Below are 18,572 nucleotides of genomic sequence, written 5' to 3'. Positions count from 1 at the left end.
AAAGTTTATGTGAATGCTTGTATTAAATGCGATAGCGAAATGCTTCCTAAAGATTTTCTAGAGAATCAAAAGTAAAAACTTGTCGTGTCCTTCTTTGGCTCTTCTTAGAGCCTTTTCGTCATGCTTTTTTCGTTTTCTCTCATTTCCACTTAAATTATGCAAGTTCCTAATAGATAAAAAAGTCCTATCTTTCAATAGAACTTATATCTTGTACACTATTTCCTTCTAAGAATTCATAATCAATCATGGCTTGATTACAAACGCTTTGATGTTGTATTAAGTTTAATATAGTTTCTGCAGCGAGGTCGCCTGCCAATGCATTATTAAATCGTATCGTTGTTAGTTTGGGTGTAATTAGCATACTAATTTCATATCCACCAAATCCCATTAAGGATACATCTTCTGGAATCTTATAATGTTTTTCTTGAAGAGCTTTTAAAGCACCTAGTGCCATGGTATCTGTTGCGGCAATAATCATATCCATCTTTCCATGTTCCAATATATCACATGTATGCTCATATGCTTTTTGAAAACTAAAATCACTTTCTATCACATGCACGTTAGCATCACTTCCGCACCCCTTTAAAACCCCTTGCTTTCGATGTAACCCAACCGCTACATCTTTTTCCTCAACTCCAAGATATACAATGTTTCGATGCCCCTTCTTCACAGCATAACTTCCTACCATATTCCCTGCATCAAAATCATTATTTACAATAGATATCCCATCTTCATATGCTTGTCCTACTACGACTACAGGTACATCTATACGTTTGATAATTTGCTTATGTTCCTCTGTAATATGAGTCGCAAGTAAAATGATTCCATCGACCTTCATACGCCACAAATTTTCTAGACTATCCAATTCCAGTTGTTCCATATGGTTCGTATTGATAATCATAGAAGTATACCCTTCTTTTCGAAGATGCTCGTCAATAGCCATCATAATACGAGAAGATACAGTAGAATCTAAACAAGGCGCAATAATACCAATCATTTTAGACTGCTTAGCCTTTAAACTTTGCGCGAAAGCATTCGGTTGATAATTATATTCCTCAATAACCTTTTTAATCTTTTCTCTTGTGTCATCTTTGACGTAGCCACCGTTAAAATAACGAGATACTGTACTCTTAGCGACACCACTAATCTTTGCAATATCTTGCATAGTCAATTTCTTTTCCATATCCATCACCCGTATTCTTTCACTTCCTTCATTATAATGTGGAACCAGTTTCACGTCAACAACCATCCTATGCAAATCGAAATTCTCGTGAAGGAAACTTGCTTTTACGAAAGGGATAAGCGATAATAAACATAATCATGGAGGACTGTTATGCGCTATCGAGATATATCCATACGTAAGAAAATTTTGTTATCCAATTTTTTGATGATATTGATACCCGTAATCTTTGTTTGTATAATTTTTTCCATCATCTTATTTGGATTTTCATTTCTAACGAATAGTTCCTCTTCGCTTATTCGAAACGTCCTACTAAATTCCTCCAATTATGGTCCTACTTTACTCATAAAATCATTGAATGATGAGATAAGTGATTCTACTACGATTACAACACAGGCAAAAACAATCTTTGCACAATTAGAAGAGATTAATCTACACATTATGGTGAAAGAAAATGACTCCATTGTATATCTATCAAACGGATATACAAGTAAAGATATAAAAGCAGAATTTTATCAAATTGCACAAACTAAAGAATATGAGTCTCCCTATATTTTATGGAACCAAAATGGTATGGCTTATGAAGCAACACTACAAAACAAAGCAAATAAGAATATGACACTAACCTTTACAGGAGTTGATTTGAGCCTTCCTAAAGATAGCTATGTCTCCTGGGAACAAACTAAGCTTGTCATCAAAGTTACAATTATTGGGACTGGTTCCTTTATGATCTTATTTATTTTATTGCTGGGAATTTTTCTTACAAGAAAACTTTCTCGTTATATCTTACAGCCTCTTGCTCAACTTCAAATTGCGACAAATGAAATCAAAGAAGGAAATTTAGGTTCTAGTATTTCTTCTTCTACACAAGATGAATTTGGAGTCCTTTGTGAGAACTTTGAAAACATGCGTGAACAACTTGTAGCGTCTGATCAAATACAAAAACAATATCTACAACAACGAAAAGAATTGATTGCGGGTATTTCCCATGATTTATCTACCCCACTTACTTCGATTCAAGGATATGTAAATGGTTTATTGGATGGAGTCGCAAATACCCCTGAAAAACAACAACATTATTTACAAATCATTCAAAGCAAAACAAAACATATGAACGATTTGGTAGAGAGCTTATTCCTATTATCAAAGCTTGATATGGGTGAAGAATCTTTACAGACAGAACTTCTAGATTTGAATGCATTTATGATACAATGGGTAGAAGAAGAACAGGCGAAATATGAGGAACAATCCTTACTGCTTTCCTTCGTACCATCAACAAGTCCTTGTTATGTAATGATGGATACTTCCCTCTTTATTCGTGTGCTTGATAATTTATGTGACAATAGTATCAAATACAAAAGGAACGATATCGTTCATATGGACATTCATCTAACAAAAGATAAAAATGGTTGTTTGATTTCATTTCAAGATGATGGAATCGGTGCACAACAAGAAGATATACAACGTTTATTTGAACGCTTCTATCGTGCCGATCCAGCGCGAAGTTCTAAGATAAAAGGAAATGGACTAGGTTTATCTATCACACGTCATATCATTGAACAAATGAAGGGAACTATATGGGCACAAGGCGAAATAAATAAAGGTTTATGTATTTCGATTCAATTACCTACGGAGGAAGTACAATGAAAAAAATACTAATTATAGAAGATGATAAAGAAATCGCAGAATTAGAACGTGATTACCTTTCTGTAAGTCACTTTGAGAGTGATATTGTAGACGATGGTGAAAAAGGACTACAAGCTGCATTGAAGAATGATTATGCTCTTGTGCTGTTAGATATTATGCTTCCTGGTATGGATGGATTTGAAATATGCCAGCGCATCCGTGAAGAGAAAAATATTCCCGTCATTATCGTTTCCGCAAAACGTGAAGATCAGGATAAAATCAACGCCTTAGGATTAGGCGCAAACGATTTTATCATGAAACCATTCCATCCAGGTGAAATGGTAGCTCGTGTAAAATCACAGATTGAAAACTATGAGCGTCTAACAAACAATAGTACACAGCCTACCTCTATGATTTATCTGGATACCATTACTATCAATACGGATTCTCATGAAGTATTCGTTGATGATGTTCTAGCAACCTTTCCAAATAAAGAATATGAATTATTGGTATTCTTATGCAAACATCCAAATACAGTATTCTCAAAGAGCCAACTCTTCGAAACTATATGGGGATTAGATGCCATAGGTGAAATCAATACTGTAACCGTACATATTAACCGTATTCGAGATAAAATAGAAAAAGATAGTGCTAATCCTAAAATTATCGAAACTGTTTGGGGTAGCGGCTATCGCTTAAGAAAGTAAAAGGAACTATGGTAGATTTCACTATCATAGTTCCTTTTATTTATTGCAATTCATCTAACAGTTGCACACATTTTTCTTGAGTTTGCGCATCTAATAGATTCTTTTTAAATTTTTCATCCAATAAATGTCGAGCAAGAGATGATAATATCTTTAAATGCTGGTTATCTTTATTCTCGCTTGGAATTGCTATTCCAAAGATATATTTGACACGATCCTCATTGTTCCATAATATTTCATTATGCAAGCGGATGAAAACAAGCGATGCATTTGTAACTGCAGTAGAAATAGCATGTGGTATTGCTATACCATCTCCGATTGCAGTTGATGCAATCTGTTCTCTTTCCATAACATCTTCCATAAATAATAATTTATTATTTATACGTTTTTCTTTTTCTAGTATCGTAGCAAATGCTGCTAATAAAGATGTTTTATCTTCTACATTTTGATCCAATACTATAAGGTTCTCTGTAATTAATTCCATGACCCCACCTCCAAACTGTTTTTATTTTTCATCCAGACTAGGTTCTTCTTTCGCAAAGAATCCAATCATCAAAGTTGATACTAGAGTCCCAATTAAGAACGCTAATAAATATAATGGAATATTACTTGTAAGAGGAACCGTGAAGATACCACCAATCGGTGCTGATATTGTTACTCCAAATGCTGCAGTCAATCCGCCTGCCACTGCTGCTCCTGTTACAATGGAAGGAAGTACTGCTTTGGGTTTTGCAGCAACAAATGGGATAGCTCCTTCAGCAATAAAACTCATCCCCATTACATAAGCAGCTTTACCAGCTTCCTTCAAATCTTTATTAAACTTCTTTGGAAATAATGTTGTAGCTAATGCACAACTCGTAGAGATGGTCATACCTGCACACGCGCAACATGCCATAACAGCAGAAGCTGTACTACTACCATCAGCCGCAGTAAGTGTTGCTACAGAGAAGAGATACGCTGTTTTATTAACAGGACCTCCCATATCAACTGCAACCATACCGCCAATGAGTAATCCAAGAACAATAATATTCGCACCACTTAAATCTTGTAAGAAGTTTGTTAACATTGTATTGATTGGCGTTACAACGGAATTAATTCCTAACATAATTAAAGCGGCTACTAATGTACCAATCAAAGGATAAATAATCAATATTTTCGTACCTTCAAAAGAGGTTGGAAGTTTCTTTGTCATTTTCTTTAAATATTCCAAAATATAGCCAGTTATAAATCCACCAAGTATGGCTCCGATAAATCCAGAACCCCCACTTGCGGCTAATGCTCCAACAGCCATACCTGGTAATAATCCAGGACGATTGGAAATAGAGTATGAGATATAACCTGCTAAAACAGGTAACATAAAGCTAAATGCTGTATTCCCAACTGGTAATAACCAAGCGGAAATAGGATTTGTAGTACCAAATGTCGCAGTACCCGCATTTGGTGCGTCAAATAAGAATGCTAAAGATAAGATCATACCACCAGCTACTACAAAAGGCAGCATGTAAGAGACACCTGACATCAGATGCTTGTATATATTAAGTTTTTTAAACATATAGTTTGGTCTCCTTTAGTTAATATGCTTTATAAATTTCAAGATTTCCTGCTTCTATAGTTTCTATTACTTTTTTCCCATTACGAACAGCCATAGAAACTGATACTTCTAATAATTGTTTTCCATGAAAACGTTCCATTTCTACAAATGTATCTGCAGCAATTACAACAGCGTCAGCTTCTTTGATATCCTGATCGCTTAACTCGTTTTCAACTCCACCTGCACCATTTGTTTCCATTTTCACTTCATATCCCATCTCTTTTGCTGCCTGAACAATACTTTCAGCAGCTAAATATGTATGGGCAATACCAGCGGGACAAGCCGCAACACCAACTAATTTTTTCATAGTCTTAATCCTTTCTAAACATCATTATATTTCGTAATTCTCCTTGACGATATTTCGGCAAATCCTTTTGCCATTGTTCTTTTTTGTTTTCCAATAAATCGCAATGGTAGATTTCCATAGCCTTATTCGAATGTATAGATCCACCTTCAATTTCATAATACTCACTATTGTATGTACGCACTATGTATGCATCTTCTTGTTTTGCCTTCGTCAAAGTTCCAAAGGATGCTTCATTATCCAATGAAAACATCTCAAAATGATCTGGCAATGCTTTTGACAATGGATTGATTGGAAAGTAAGAAATTGGGAATACTGTTTTATCTATGTCTTGATGTTGGTAATACATAGAATCACATGCATATTTGACGTAATCATTCATAACTATATTACCATTATAACTAGAATACGTTGCGATTCCAAGTTCAAACGTAATTTCTCCTAGCATTTGTGCATCTGGTGTTTCGAATACCTTATTTGCAAGTCCGCTTGGTCTTCCGGGTCTACGATTTAAATCAGGTAAACCTAACCAACCACAAGCCCTAAAGATAGTAATGGCTATGTCTTCATACCCTTCATGAATGAAGTCATACTCCTTCAAACTACGTGTAAATACAGAATAAACGCGATTGTTCCCTACTGCTGAAACATGGTTTAAAAGTGGTTTTGTAGTGCTTGGCTCTTCAAAGAATCCATCTTGTTTCCAAGTATCTAACTCTTTTGGATAGGTGTCACGTTTCACATATCCAAACTGTGTACCTGCATAAGACATTTCATTCTTAAGACCAGTTGCCATTACAATTCTCAACCTATGATCTTTTGCTTGATTGTTAATTACTCCCTTTACTTGGATTTGAGGTTTCTTTCCAGATAAGGTAAAACTAATTTCATAGTTCAAAATGGAAGATCTCTTTTTCAACTTACGTTCCTCTTGATCTGCCGGAACTAAGAAAGAACCTTGAATAGTCATTTTTTGATGATATTCGTCTTTTATACAGTTTGCCACAGCTTCATCGAAATGGTGATATAAAATCCATTCTGAACTACTATCAGGATAATCATAATCATAAGTATCCCCTACATCTCCACCATCCTCTAGATAAATTCCTTTTTTAAATATCACATTTCTTTTTTTATCTGTAATAGAAATGCCTTCACCGTGTAATTCAATTCGATAATTCTCATCTTCGATAAAAGATTCGTTCGTATGAGTACTAAAAGTATGAGATATTTTGTCTTCAGTTTCTTCAACATAAATGGTATCATATCCAATACCCTTGAACTCTTTCAAATCAACCATTACAGTTGTTTTATAGAAACATTCCTCTGGGTTCATCAAAGATGGATCTTTACGCACAACTCCTGCATTTTCTTTTTTTCTCTCTACAAGCGTATATTTTAATTCTTTATCATGGAACCAAAGTTTAAACTGTTTCTTCCTTGTGATGATTGTTAATTTTTCAATCATTCTTTGAGTCCAAGGTAATGTGTGAAATACTACCAACGGTTTTTTGTTTTCTATAGGTAATATTGATGCAGCACATAAACGCATCAGATAGACTTTCATAGCAATTGCCATACTTCTAGCTTCTTTGCTGTTATTTTTAATATATGAATTGGTTTCATCAATATGTGTTGCTGAAGCATGCGTTTGACAATTGACAAGAGTGTACCATGCTTTTTTTACAATATCATGATCATAGGGAACTTTTAGAACATCCATCATAGCCATTAATGGTTGAGATTCAAATGTCAAAACGCGCTCTGCTTGATCCTGAATAGTTTTGATATCACTTCGGCAAGAGTTCATACCTGAAATATGAATACGGTGGTATTGTGCCCCTAGGATTTCTTTATTCCAAGTCTTTATATCTTTACCACATTCTCTAACATGTTTAAAGTAATCTTCCCAAGTTGTCTGTTTGAAATGGTAATTTTCAAACTTCTCATTATACTCTTTTATCTTCTCTGGTATTCCACGAATGATTGGATTTTGATCAAATCCTAATGGAAATACAAACTCATTCTTCAATACACTACGTTCTACTAATCGATCAATTAACATTCCAACATTAATACGATTATAATCCATAGCATCCTCTGTAAATAAAGTGCCTTCCTTGAATGCATACGCACCATACCCATATCCAGAGAGTAAACTATGAGCCAAAACCTTACTTCCATCATTGCTAGTAAAGTAGAAATCGATTCCTAATTGATAAGCATCATTGATTCCTCTAGTAAATACGAATTCATGAATCCCCATCTGTTGAAAGATTTTTGGGAAATCATAAGTTTGTCCAAAAGGATCGGCTAAATATGCAATTTTTCCTGAGCCTCCAAGTGCATCTCCATTTTCTATTCCTATTTTCAAGTTATTGATAACTGATTCACCGCAACTGATAAAACAATCAAGTTGAGAGTTAAAGGGTCCAATTATTAACTTCTTTTCTTTCACAAGCTTTTCAACTCTATGCCGATCTTCTGGGTGTATCTCTAAGTACTCATCGATTGCTACAGTTTGACCATCTAAAAAGAAATGTTGTATCTCTCCTTTCTCAAATGCAAGAAGCATCTCCTTCATATTGTAAGCAAAGACTACCATGGAATCCTGTGCTGTAAAATACCAGAAGGGATCCCAATGTGTATGGGGAATGCAGTGAGCGATTCGTTTGTTACTCTCTTTCATTTCATTCTTCACCTCTTTTCATCACTGTCTTATGAAGCGTCACTGGCTGATATCCTTTAGCCTCCACTACATATTCATCTATATTAGCAGGCAAGGTAACAACATCAAGATACTTTGCATGATAACAATGTTTTGGATTATGTTTATCGTAAATAAGTACCTCTTCACCATCTACAAGAGCTAATACTGTAAACATTCCTTTATTTTCTCCATGATATTTAGCATGTGTTTGCATTTGGATTCGGTGTGTTTCATAATACATATATTCATTTCTACCTACAACATCCTCAATGAAGCCATCTCCTTCTTTGATTGTAATCGGGGCAATATTGGAGTGCGTCTTAACCCACTTTTCATCTCGATCTAGTTTCATTACTTTTTCAGCATTATATAAATGAATAGGTCGTAATTCTCCATTCAAGTCTTGTCGATTGTAATCATACATTTTATATGTATATGCTCCTACTGTATAACTTCCAAGTTCTAATACTAACTGATTTCTTCCCGAACTATGAATCGTTCCATTTGGAATCATAACTTGTAACCCTGGATAAGAAGGTATTCCATGAACAATATTCTGATAATCAATTTCTCCCTTCTCTTTTTGTGCTTTCGCACACAATTCTATGAATCCTTCACCACTTGTTTTAAACCCACAATATGTTTTCGCATCATGTCCTGTAGTTACAACATAATAAGCTTCATCCTGTGAATTTGATTCATTGTAGTTTTCTTCAGCAAATTCTTTATTTGGATGAACCTGTATGGACATATTGCCATCACTATGCCAAGTATCATCATAATTAAAACGTATCGGGAAGTTTCCCTGAAATCTTTCTTTTATTTCTTTTCCTAATATATCCTCTTCTTTTACATTCAGAAATGTATAGAACGGAATATCATAAGTTAATTCTTTAATTTTTGCGACGATGCTTGCTTCCAATGGAATAAACTCGAACACCCACGCAATCCGTGGGGCAACATCCATCGGAACATGGCGAATTTTTCGCATATACTCTCCACCCCATACACCTTCTAAATAAACTGGTTTTGTTCGAAATGGACGTCTTGCTAGTTCATTGAAAACTTGATTTAAACTATCTTTATCTAATGATTTCCAGTCGCCTTTCCAAGTTTCTAATATATAATGATCGACATAACTATTTTTCACAAGATTCTTTCGATGTCTCATAAGGATTTCAACATCTACATAATAGTATCTACGAATCATTTGTGAAAAAGAAGAATCATGTCGCTCTCCGATATTTCGATAACATCCTTTTTGGGCACGTAGGACAGCATCTTTGGGAGTTAGATCAATATAGAATACATATTGAGCTAATTTACGAAATATTTCTAATGCACTTCCATATCCAATTAGAATGATTGGGTAATCACTTGTGCGGATTTCTTCTAAAAATTCTCGAACTTTATTTTCATCAAAGAAATCAAGCAAATCTCCTTCATAAAGCTTTCCAAAGATACAATCAGGATCTTTCTTTTTATTTATTGGCAGATATGGCTTTAACATCTCTTGAATACTTGCCTCATCCTTCATCAAAGATTCACTATCTATTAGCTTAAACTCTCGATTTACTAGTGCCTCCTGAATTACATGAAAGTCAGCACCAATGTAACCATCGATAACTATGAGTCTACTCTCTTTTATGCAATCTAAGATGAAATCTACAATACTTTCAAAATTTTCTTTTCGAATTCCTTTTTCCGCTATGTTTAATACATTTATTGCTTGTTCATCATCAAAGGGAATCGGATTATACATAAAACTCATACTTACACCTCTTTCTTTTTACACCCATAGTTTAACAAACACTTTCTTCAGCATTCAATGGTAATCAATCCTAGTTTTTTGCAAGAATTGGCAGAAATGTTGCAACCAAAATGGATGATTAAATATACATGAAAATGCTATAATAAGGATATCGATAGGAGGGCATACATGAAAAAGGAACGTCTACTACAAATTATGCGATTGTTTATAACTAAAAATGATTACCTATCTGCTCAAATGATAGCTAAAACATTAGGTGTAAGTGTTCGTACAGTTTACAGCGATTTGGATTCTAGTGAATTCCATGTCCTTTTGCATGGTGCATATCTCGATAAAAAACCAAACGCTGGCATTAAAATATGCGCCACCAAGACGCAATTAGATAAAATTTACTATGAGCTAGATACGACAAAAAAAGAACTACTTTCTCAAAGTGATTTTGATGATGTGCAAGAAGTATTATTTGAACTCTTATCAACTTCAAGTCCAATGTCTATGAATGACTTAACCCAACTCTTATATAAGTCAAAAAATTCTATTGCAAACATTTTAAACCAAGCACAAGAATATGTGGAAGTATACTATTGTCATATCACTAGAAAACCAAATTTTGGAATCCAACTACATGGAAATGAACAACAAATACGCAAAATGTTTCGATGTTTAATACAAGACCACATTCAAAAACACAACATTTCAGTTATATTTTTTTTAAATGATTTTTTTGGTGAAAATTTTATAACGCAAATTTGTGAACATATACGTCTTAGTGAACAACTCATGAATACCCACTATACTGATTATGACTTTAACATCCTCTCCGTAAAGCTTAGTGTGAGCGTGTATCGATTACAATTAGGATTCACGATAGAGACAGCTTATATTTTTGATAATGCCTTACAAGAGTATTACATCGCTACTATTTTGAAGATGAAATTAGAAGAGACATTTCACTTTACCATGAGTCGACAAGATCAATGTGAACTTGCTCAAGCAATACTAGCAACACGAAAAACAGTGAATCATAATGGACAACCTTCCTTTAATGATAATGTAGTGGATGTATTTATTTCAAAAATTAGTAATCACTTAGATGTATCTTTAGAAGACAACGAAGAACTTAAAATAAACTTAATCAATCATCTACGCCCTGCTATACGACGTATTAAGCATGGTTCGCCAAGCGAAAACCCTTTGCTTGAACATATACGATATAAGTTTACATATGTTTATATTGCAGTCATGATCACTATAGATGAAATAGAGAATCAAGAACACATCTACTTTGATGCAAATGAACTTAGTTTTATTTGTTTACATATTGTGGCTGCATTAAATCGCAAAGCAAATCATCGTATTGTTCATGCATTACTTATTACAAATGATGGATTGACAATTAGCACTTATATTAAAAGTTGCCTTGAAAAACAATTTAGTGAGCTTAATATACATACCATATTGAATAGCGAAGAATTACATCCTAACATAGTTGAGAACTATGATTTAATATTAAACACAACGCAGTTACAAACAGAACCAGATCGAAGTATTCATATAAATGCAATACTAGACGAAAACGATTATGCAAATATTCGTCATTGGCTTTACTACCAAGAATTAGAATATGCAATGACTAAAAAGGATCATTTAAAAGACTATGTTTTAATGTTTCATGATGATCCAATCGATAAAATTGATTTGTTAAAAAAATATTGTCGATATCTTGTAGAAACGGGTTATGTAAAAGAAGGTTTCTATGATTCAGTATTGGAACGGGAAAATAAATCGACGACTTCGATTGGTAGAGGTGTCGCAGTACCACATGGTGCCTTATCTATGGTAAATAAACCAGTCATCCTTATCATCCACACAAAATCAAAAATCATATGGGATGAACTAGATGTAGATATGATTTTTCTGACAGCCCTTGATGGAACTCATAGTTCTGATTACAACTATTTTTTCAAGCAACTCTTTCATATAGTTGAAGATGAAAAACAATTGGATCTTTTGAAACATTCAACAAATATGTCTGATATAGAAAAACTATTATTACCTGACAAACGTAGAAAAGCACAGGATGAAGAATAAAAAAAACAAGCCTCTCTAAATAGCTTGTTTTTTTGTCCCTCATGTTACCAGTCACGAAGGATAGAAACATGAGAAATTATATTCCCGGTGAAAGGAGCGGGAGTTACATCCCTATATAGGGTTACCAGCCACCAACATAGACATGTAAGATATTCTCATGATTTCGTAAAGAATTTATGAATGTTTTGAAAGACCACTTTATGTTCCACAATACCTTTTAATAGATATAACATTCATAGAATCTTAATCGCGACACATTCTACGTTTCGCACTTTAATTTTACTAAAAGCGTTTACAGAAAGCAATATAAATGCATAAAAATGATGAAAAACCGTTATTTTTTCTTACCTGTGATTGAATTTACTTTGATTTTATAAATCGCTGTTACCGCAATACTCTTATCCACAGCAGACTCAAACTCGCTCATATAATCTGGTGTATATTTCAAACAGATTGCCTTTAAAGCCTCTCGCTTTTCATCTTCTTCTTGAACTTCTTGAATACACCCTTCTATTACAACAGATGCATAGAACACTGTAAACTTTTCTTGAACGATGTGATAATTGCCAACTGCATTTACACATACTCTAGGGTTCATTTGAACAGAGTCGTTCTTTTCACCTTCCATAGCACAATGAAAATATAAGACTTCTCCTATTCTTGCCATAGATACATTTACAACATAAGGTGTTCCGTCTTTACGAATACACCCAATACTCGCATAATCACTTTCATCAAATACTTTCCAAGCATCTTCTCTACTAATCTCACATTTACTTCTTCTCATATATGTACCTTATTTCTTTTCATCTAAACGATGATTTTGTACGAAAGAGTCAAAGCTGTCTTTTTTTACTTCCAGTGTTTCATCATCAACTTTACCTTCTTTTACATAATACAAAGTTGGCGTATTATCCAAACCAACGAATGTCTTACGGATTTGTTTAAGTATAGCTGCACGATCTTGATCGGATGTATCATTTAATACCACTTCATACAATAAGATATTGTGATCTAGAATATAACTATCTAGCATAATGTGCATTTCCTCACAATACTCACATGATGGTTGTGTAAATACAACAGCAAATGATTCTTCTTGATCTATCATTTTCTGTAGTTCATCCACAGTGATGGTGCGTACTTCACCAGGGTTTTCATCTCGTTCATAAGAAGAACACCCAGTTAACGTAAGGGTACATAAACATATTAGAACACATAGAATTTTTTTCATGGTTTACCTCCAAATAGACAATAGAAAACTTTTCTCATTTTCTATTGTTTTATTATAACGAAAACCACAAGATAAGAAAAGAGAATTTCTTCATTAAGTGATATAATGTGATATGAGGTGATAATATGAAACAACATTTACTTGATGATAAAGGTCGTAGTGAAGAAGAATATCTTGCGAGCTATAAACCTAGAGATTATGAGAAACCATCAATTACTGTGGATATGGTACTTCTTACAAAAACAACACCTATACAAGTACTACTTATCAAACGTAAACATCATCCGTTCATAGAACAATGGGCTTTCCCTGGTGGATTTGTGAATATGGATGAAGATTTAGATCAAGCTGCCCATCGTGAGTTAAAGGAAGAAACATCGGTTGATGCGATTTCATTAACACAACTTCACACATATGGAAACGTACATAGAGATCCAAGGATGCGTGTCATATCCGTTGCCTATTTAGCCATATTACCACAACAAATTCATACACAAGCGAATGATGACGCAAAAGAAGCCCTTTGGTTTGACATAATACAAAGTGATACACATATCGAATTGTTAAATTCTAAAGCGCATATTCGTTATGAACGAAAAGATAATGAAATAAAATCAATGGATAATTATGACTCCCTTGCCTTTGATCACATACAAATCTTAATAGATGCCTTAGACTACTATACAAAGTCATTTGCATGAACTATTTAGAATGTTGTAAGTTTACTTCTTGATATGCTTTAATCGCATCCATAATATGAAATGGTTGCGTTTCGTGATCTCCAGCAGCATTCGCACTAATAAATAGATATTCATGTTGTGCTACACTACCAAGAGAAGCCATACACAATCCTGCTTCTGGTGTATACCCTGTTTTAGCCCCTTGAATATAATCATTTTTAATATTGAATTTTGTCATGCTTGTGAACAATGTACTTGTCAATGAAATGCCCTCTGGATGAATACTACTAGGATCTGTTTGATAAGATTGTGTAGACCATATGGAACGAAAGGTTTCATCTTTCATTGCTTCTTCGAGAAGGTACATTAGATCTTTTACCGTGGAATAATGTTGTTCATCATGAAGTCCAGTTACATTTGTAAAATTTGTTTGATGCATACCTAAACGCTTCGCTGTTTCATTCATTTTTTCAACGAATACTTCTTGCGTTCCTCCAATATACTGTGCAAGAGTTACACAAGCATCCGCACCACTTGGCAACATAGCCCCATATAATAAATCTATAATACTGACTTCTTCAAATGGTTCAAACCCAGCCATACTTGCATTCAATGTATGTAACGCTTGTATCTCATCCTTTGGAACTTGTATTTTCATTTCTAGATTATCGATTTGTTTCAACGCAATATAGACTGTCATGATTTTTGTCAAAGATGCTGGATACATTTTATCCTCACTTCTTTTCTGCAAAAGTATTTCTCCTGTTTCTACATCCATTAATAACGCATTATGACTTTCTAATTCTTTATTCAAATAAGATAATTTTGAATCATCTACCATAGAACTTTGAATTTCTTGTACTTCATGTAATAAAGAATCTCCGCCATAGAACGTAAAACCTGCTAAACAACATACCCCTAAGAAAAGTGCAGGTATTTTTTTTATCTTTCGTTTTCTTTTCATAATATAAGCTCCCTTCTTATGTAATTAAACCATGTACATAAGAAATGAGTTTGAACATATACTTAGTCTCAACTTAATATTTACTTAATTCTATCCAAACATCTTCATATAGACAAAAACAAGCCCTATAAGACTTGTTTCTGTTTTCTATTCATAGGCAAAATCACTTCAAACACAGTTTCTTCAAAACTACTTTGAGCTCTTATACTTCCACCATGTGCATTCATAATTTCTTTTGCTATCGCAAGACCTAAGCCAGCACCTCCAGCATGTGTGGAACGCGCTGCATCCAAACGATAGAATTTTTCAAATATTGTCTGTAATTTTTGTTCTGGAATCTCATCTCCTTGATTATGGAATGTAATATGTACATTATCTTCATCACACACAGCTTTCACAACAATTTTACTATTTTCATAACTATAGGGAATTGCATTTTTTAGTATGTTATTAAATGCTCTTGCAAGTTTGTCCGCATCTGCATAAAGGACTAAATTATCCTCCATTTGAATATCGATTTCTTTTCCCTGTTTCATCAGAATTGGATAAAACTGTTCACAAAGTTGCTGAAACATAAAGTTCAATTGAATCTTATTTTGAGAAAGCACAATATCATGTAAATTAAATCTTGTGATATCAAAAAATTCATCGATTAGGAACTCTAAACGGTTTGCTTTATCTAGTGTAATTGCCACATAATGCTCTTTTTGTTCTTGAGGAATATCCTTAACATCATCTAATAAACTAAGATACCCAATGACAGATGCTAATGGTGTCTTCATATCATGTGCCAAATAGGAAATGAGATCATTTTTCTGTCTTGTCTCTAATTCTAACATTCGCATTTGATGATCTTGTTGGTTTTGTATCTCCATCAATGTCATTTCTATATTTGCATAATCTTTAGGAAGTTCTTGCATTGGTCTATGATCACGAAATGCAGCAAGTATTTTTTCGTGTTGTTGAATCATCATTTTCTTATCATATTTTCTATTTCTTTCGATGAATAAGTAGCATACGCTAACACACAGTATAATAATAACTAATACTAGAAGTTTCAGGATATCCAACCTTGGTCGTGTATTAATGTAAACAATTCCATTTTCCGCTGTGTATTCATATGTATCAAATAATATGTTATATATCATATCCAAAAAACCACTTGTGAATGTGTCTATCAAATATACAGAAGCTATGATAATAACTAGAATAAAAATCAATTTTTTATATTTCATGCTCTATTCCCCAATCTTATATCCAACACCCCATACATTACGAATATATTTGGGATGATCAACATTATCTTTCATCTTTTCTCTTGCATGACGAATATGAACCATTAAGGTATTATTACTGGAACTAAGATATTCTTCTTTCCAAATAGATTCATATAATTCCTTTACACTAACTACACGACCTTTATTCATACAAAGGTAAGAAAGAATAGAAAATTCAATTGGAGTCAAATTAATAATTTTCTCATTTACTTTACATATATGACGAATCATATCCAAATAAAGTCCAGCATAGGTAAAGATATGGTTTTCTTGTTTTACATTATAGCGTTTGTATCTTCTAAGTTGCGCCTTTACTCTAGCTACAATTTCCAATGGCTGAAATGGCTTTGTAACATAATCATCTGCACCTATCGATAGACCTGTAATCTTGTCTATTTCTTGTTCTTTTGCAGTTAGCATAATAATCGGATATGTATACTTTTCTCGTATTTTACAACAGATTTGAAAACCATCTATATCTGGAAGCATGACATCTAACAATGCCAAATCAAATTCCATTTGTGATATTTGTTCTAAAGCACTTTTCCCATCATAACACACAACAATTTCATACCCTTCATTAGCTAGATATATTTGCATTAGGTTTGCTATTTCTTTTTCATCATCTACAATCAATACACGCATGAACATCCATCCCATCTTTCTTCTTATTATATCAAAGATATACGATTACAATTTCTTAATATTCACTTAATCTTACTTTTTATAGCTACAAAAAAACCAGAACCCTGGTTTTATTCGTTAATATGATAAACATCTAAATAGATATTCATGATTTTCTGTTTCATTACATCATCTTCCATTTTGTTTGGATAACTCATCAAATGTAATGATAATGGTTCACACCCTTCATGAAAGGATGGTTGAAGATAGATAATATTTGAATATAAAACACATCCCATACGTTCATAGAATGCAATTCTTCGCTTCGCAATGGCCGTCTGTGGCAATTCTACTTCAAATATAATATCTTTATGAAAGCTATTAAAAACTTCCAACATAAGTTTTCTGCCTACACCACTTCCTCTTGTCGTATGATGTGTCGCCAAATGTTCGAAGAACATAAAGTCTTCCATCTCATAATATGTAATAAATGCTTGTACACGGCCATCTTTTACGATCCCACATACATGATAATCTTCTCTATTTAACAACTCTTTTTGACCTTCATAGGTTCTTCTTTCTTCGATTGGAAAAGCTTCTTCCATGATTTCGTAAACCTGATCGAAGTAAGCTACGCCTAGTTCTAACACAATAAAACCTCCGTTTTCTTATAAATAGTATACCATATACGAGAAAAAAAGACACGAACGTGCCTTTTGACCAAATAGTTTGAGTTCTTTATATTGCATTTTGTATTTCCTCGAATGTTTCAGCGTTCATTAGTAATTGTGATACTTGTTGTAGTTGTTCCATGGTTAAAGTCGATAGCCAAGAAGATGCATCTACATCAAACTTAGCCTGAATGAGTTGATTCAAAAGCTTATTATAACCTTCTACTTTTCCTTCTGCTTTTCCTTTTTCCTCTCCTATTTTTATTCCTTCATCATAGTATCCTTGTTGAATAGCTTTTTGTTGTGCTTCTGCCATCTGGATTTGTTCTGCGAGTGTCCATATTTGTTCATTATCGCTCATTCGTTCATGTTTTTCCATAAGCTTTCTCACCACGCTTTCCTTTGTCTTTATTATATCATCGTCTTCATTGTTTTTAAAGAGATAACACATTTGTTCAAAAGCTGTTAATCCTGCTGTCTTTTTCGTCTTTACAATGTCGTTTATCACTGGTAAATGTATGTACGTTCTATGTATTAAGGCATGTGTACTTTCTACCTTTCCTTCTTCATTTCTCATTTGATACTTCATAATCAGTTTCCCTTTATCTTCTGAATAGTTATCCATAAAGATAATTTGATACACTGGTTTTAAATCTAAATAATCCTCTCCTTCTTTTAGTTGTTTCTCTAAAATCTTTGCGCCATAATACTCAAATCGATTCGTAAGATTTGTGAGTAATCCTTCAACTTGCATCTCCATATCATATTCATTTCCATGGATGTCTTTTACATGTACATCCAATATGATTTTCTTACCTGCAAGTGCTTCTGGATCCATTTCAGGATTTACCACAATACTATCTACCGGATCAATCCCTGTAATTTCCTTAATCATAAAGTGACGAATCATTTTGGAATCTTCATCTTGTGAAGATAGGGCGAATTTGAAGAACACATCATTTTTATAGCTTACTTTTGTTACATCTTTTGTAGCCATATATATCATCTCCTTTTTTGTTCTTACACTTTACATATACGAGATGAATTTTAAAATTCCTAAAAAATTAACAAACTTTATAATAAATATGTAAAAGTAAACAGAAAGGATAGTAAAGAAAAGACTCTCCACATTATCCTTGAGAGTC

At 33.6% G+C, this 18,572-nt stretch carries 17 protein-coding genes; 4 read left to right on the top strand and 13 right to left on the bottom strand.

Annotation, left to right across the window (positions count from 1 at the left end; translation table 11 throughout):
- Positions 1–184: 184 nt before the first annotated feature.
- The gene (locus ACWG42_RS11415) at positions 185–1,183 is read right to left on the bottom strand and encodes a LacI family DNA-binding transcriptional regulator (protein ID WP_455792452.1); all 999 of its coding nucleotides are present in this window, start codon (positions 1,181–1,183) and stop codon (positions 185–187) included.
- Positions 1,184–1,333: 150 nt separating this feature from the next.
- Between ACWG42_RS11415 and ACWG42_RS11410 the strand changes: the two genes are divergently transcribed.
- Both ACWG42_RS11410 and ACWG42_RS11405 read left to right on the top strand, forming a co-directional pair.
- The gene (locus ACWG42_RS11410) at positions 1,334–2,827 is read left to right on the top strand and encodes a HAMP domain-containing sensor histidine kinase (RefSeq protein WP_455792450.1); all 1,494 of its coding nucleotides are present in this window, start codon (positions 1,334–1,336) and stop codon (positions 2,825–2,827) included.
- Positions 2,824–3,513: a response regulator transcription factor gene (locus ACWG42_RS11405; protein ID WP_455792448.1), complete on the top strand. Its 690-nt coding sequence runs from the start codon at positions 2,824–2,826 to the stop codon at positions 3,511–3,513. The genes ACWG42_RS11410 and ACWG42_RS11405 overlap by 4 nt, the downstream gene beginning before the upstream one ends.
- A 40-nt stretch (positions 3,514–3,553) precedes the next feature.
- Here the strand turns inward: ACWG42_RS11405 and ACWG42_RS11400 are convergent, their stop codons facing one another.
- From ACWG42_RS11400 to ACWG42_RS11380, 5 genes are read right to left on the bottom strand one after another with little or no spacing between them, the layout of a single operon-like run.
- Positions 3,554–3,994 (bottom strand): PTS sugar transporter subunit IIA, encoded by a 441-nt coding sequence (locus tag ACWG42_RS11400; protein WP_455792446.1) that lies wholly within the window; start codon positions 3,992–3,994, stop codon positions 3,554–3,556.
- A 21-nt stretch (positions 3,995–4,015) separates the two neighbouring features.
- Entirely contained in the window at positions 4,016–5,062 is a 1,047-nt protein-coding gene (locus tag ACWG42_RS11395; protein ID WP_455792445.1) for a PTS fructose transporter subunit IIC, read from the bottom strand.
- Positions 5,063–5,081: 19 nt separating this feature from the next.
- Positions 5,082–5,408, bottom strand: coding sequence for a PTS fructose transporter subunit IIB (locus ACWG42_RS11390; protein WP_455792444.1), 327 nt, complete (start codon positions 5,406–5,408; stop codon positions 5,082–5,084).
- Between the two features lie 4 nt (positions 5,409–5,412).
- Positions 5,413–8,094 (bottom strand): glycoside hydrolase family 38 N-terminal domain-containing protein, encoded by a 2,682-nt coding sequence (locus ACWG42_RS11385; protein ID WP_455792442.1) that lies wholly within the window; start codon positions 8,092–8,094, stop codon positions 5,413–5,415.
- 1 nt (position 8,095) lies between these two features.
- Positions 8,096–9,886, bottom strand: coding sequence for a class I mannose-6-phosphate isomerase (locus ACWG42_RS11380; RefSeq protein ID WP_455792441.1), 1,791 nt, complete (start codon positions 9,884–9,886; stop codon positions 8,096–8,098).
- Between the two features lie 168 nt (positions 9,887–10,054).
- Here ACWG42_RS11380 and ACWG42_RS11375 point away from each other — a divergent pair, with 168 nt between their 5' ends.
- Positions 10,055–11,977, top strand: a complete 1,923-nt coding sequence (locus ACWG42_RS11375) for a BglG family transcription antiterminator (RefSeq protein WP_455792440.1) — start codon at positions 10,055–10,057, stop codon at positions 11,975–11,977.
- Between the two features lie 334 nt (positions 11,978–12,311).
- On the opposite strand, the gene ACWG42_RS11370 is transcribed toward ACWG42_RS11375, so the two are convergent.
- Together ACWG42_RS11370 and ACWG42_RS11365 are read right to left on the bottom strand one after the other, a co-directional pair.
- Positions 12,312–12,764 carry a pyridoxamine 5'-phosphate oxidase family protein gene (locus ACWG42_RS11370; protein WP_455792439.1) on the bottom strand — a complete coding sequence of 151 codons (453 nt, stop codon included), beginning with the start codon at positions 12,762–12,764 and terminating at the stop codon, positions 12,312–12,314.
- Between the two features lie 9 nt (positions 12,765–12,773).
- A complete protein-coding gene (locus tag ACWG42_RS11365) occupies positions 12,774–13,211 on the bottom strand; it encodes a thioredoxin (protein WP_455792437.1) in 438 nt (145 codons plus the stop codon).
- Between the two features lie 125 nt (positions 13,212–13,336).
- Between ACWG42_RS11365 and ACWG42_RS11360 the strand changes: the two genes are divergently transcribed.
- Positions 13,337–13,912, top strand: a complete 576-nt coding sequence (locus tag ACWG42_RS11360) for an NUDIX domain-containing protein (RefSeq protein WP_455792435.1) — start codon at positions 13,337–13,339, stop codon at positions 13,910–13,912.
- A gap of 1 nt (position 13,913) precedes the next feature.
- Here the strand turns inward: ACWG42_RS11360 and ACWG42_RS11355 are convergent, their stop codons facing one another.
- The 5 genes from ACWG42_RS11355 to ACWG42_RS11335 all read right to left on the bottom strand — a co-directional run bounded on the left by ACWG42_RS11355 (position 13,914) and on the right by ACWG42_RS11335 (position 18,424).
- Positions 13,914–14,855: a D-alanyl-D-alanine carboxypeptidase family protein gene (locus ACWG42_RS11355; protein WP_455792433.1), complete on the bottom strand. Its 942-nt coding sequence runs from the start codon at positions 14,853–14,855 to the stop codon at positions 13,914–13,916.
- Between the two features lie 125 nt (positions 14,856–14,980).
- Positions 14,981–16,090 carry a sensor histidine kinase gene (locus tag ACWG42_RS11350; protein ID WP_455792432.1) on the bottom strand — a complete coding sequence of 370 codons (1,110 nt, stop codon included), beginning with the start codon at positions 16,088–16,090 and terminating at the stop codon, positions 14,981–14,983.
- A 3-nt stretch (positions 16,091–16,093) separates the two neighbouring features.
- Entirely contained in the window at positions 16,094–16,783 is a 690-nt protein-coding gene (gene vanR / locus ACWG42_RS11345) for a VanR-ABDEGLN family response regulator transcription factor (RefSeq protein ID WP_455792456.1), read from the bottom strand.
- Positions 16,784–16,887: 104 nt separating this feature from the next.
- The gene (locus ACWG42_RS11340) at positions 16,888–17,406 is read right to left on the bottom strand and encodes a GNAT family N-acetyltransferase (RefSeq protein ID WP_455792431.1); all 519 of its coding nucleotides are present in this window, start codon (positions 17,404–17,406) and stop codon (positions 16,888–16,890) included.
- Positions 17,407–17,494: 88 nt separating this feature from the next.
- Positions 17,495–18,424, bottom strand: coding sequence for an Rpn family recombination-promoting nuclease/putative transposase (locus tag ACWG42_RS11335; RefSeq protein ID WP_455792429.1), 930 nt, complete (start codon positions 18,422–18,424; stop codon positions 17,495–17,497).
- Positions 18,425–18,572 lie beyond the last annotated feature (148 nt).

It is taken from the genome of Amedibacillus sp. YH-ame10, assembly GCF_053848885.1.
The sequence above is the reverse complement of the archived record's forward strand: the minus strand, read 5'-3'. Positions and strand labels throughout refer to the sequence as shown.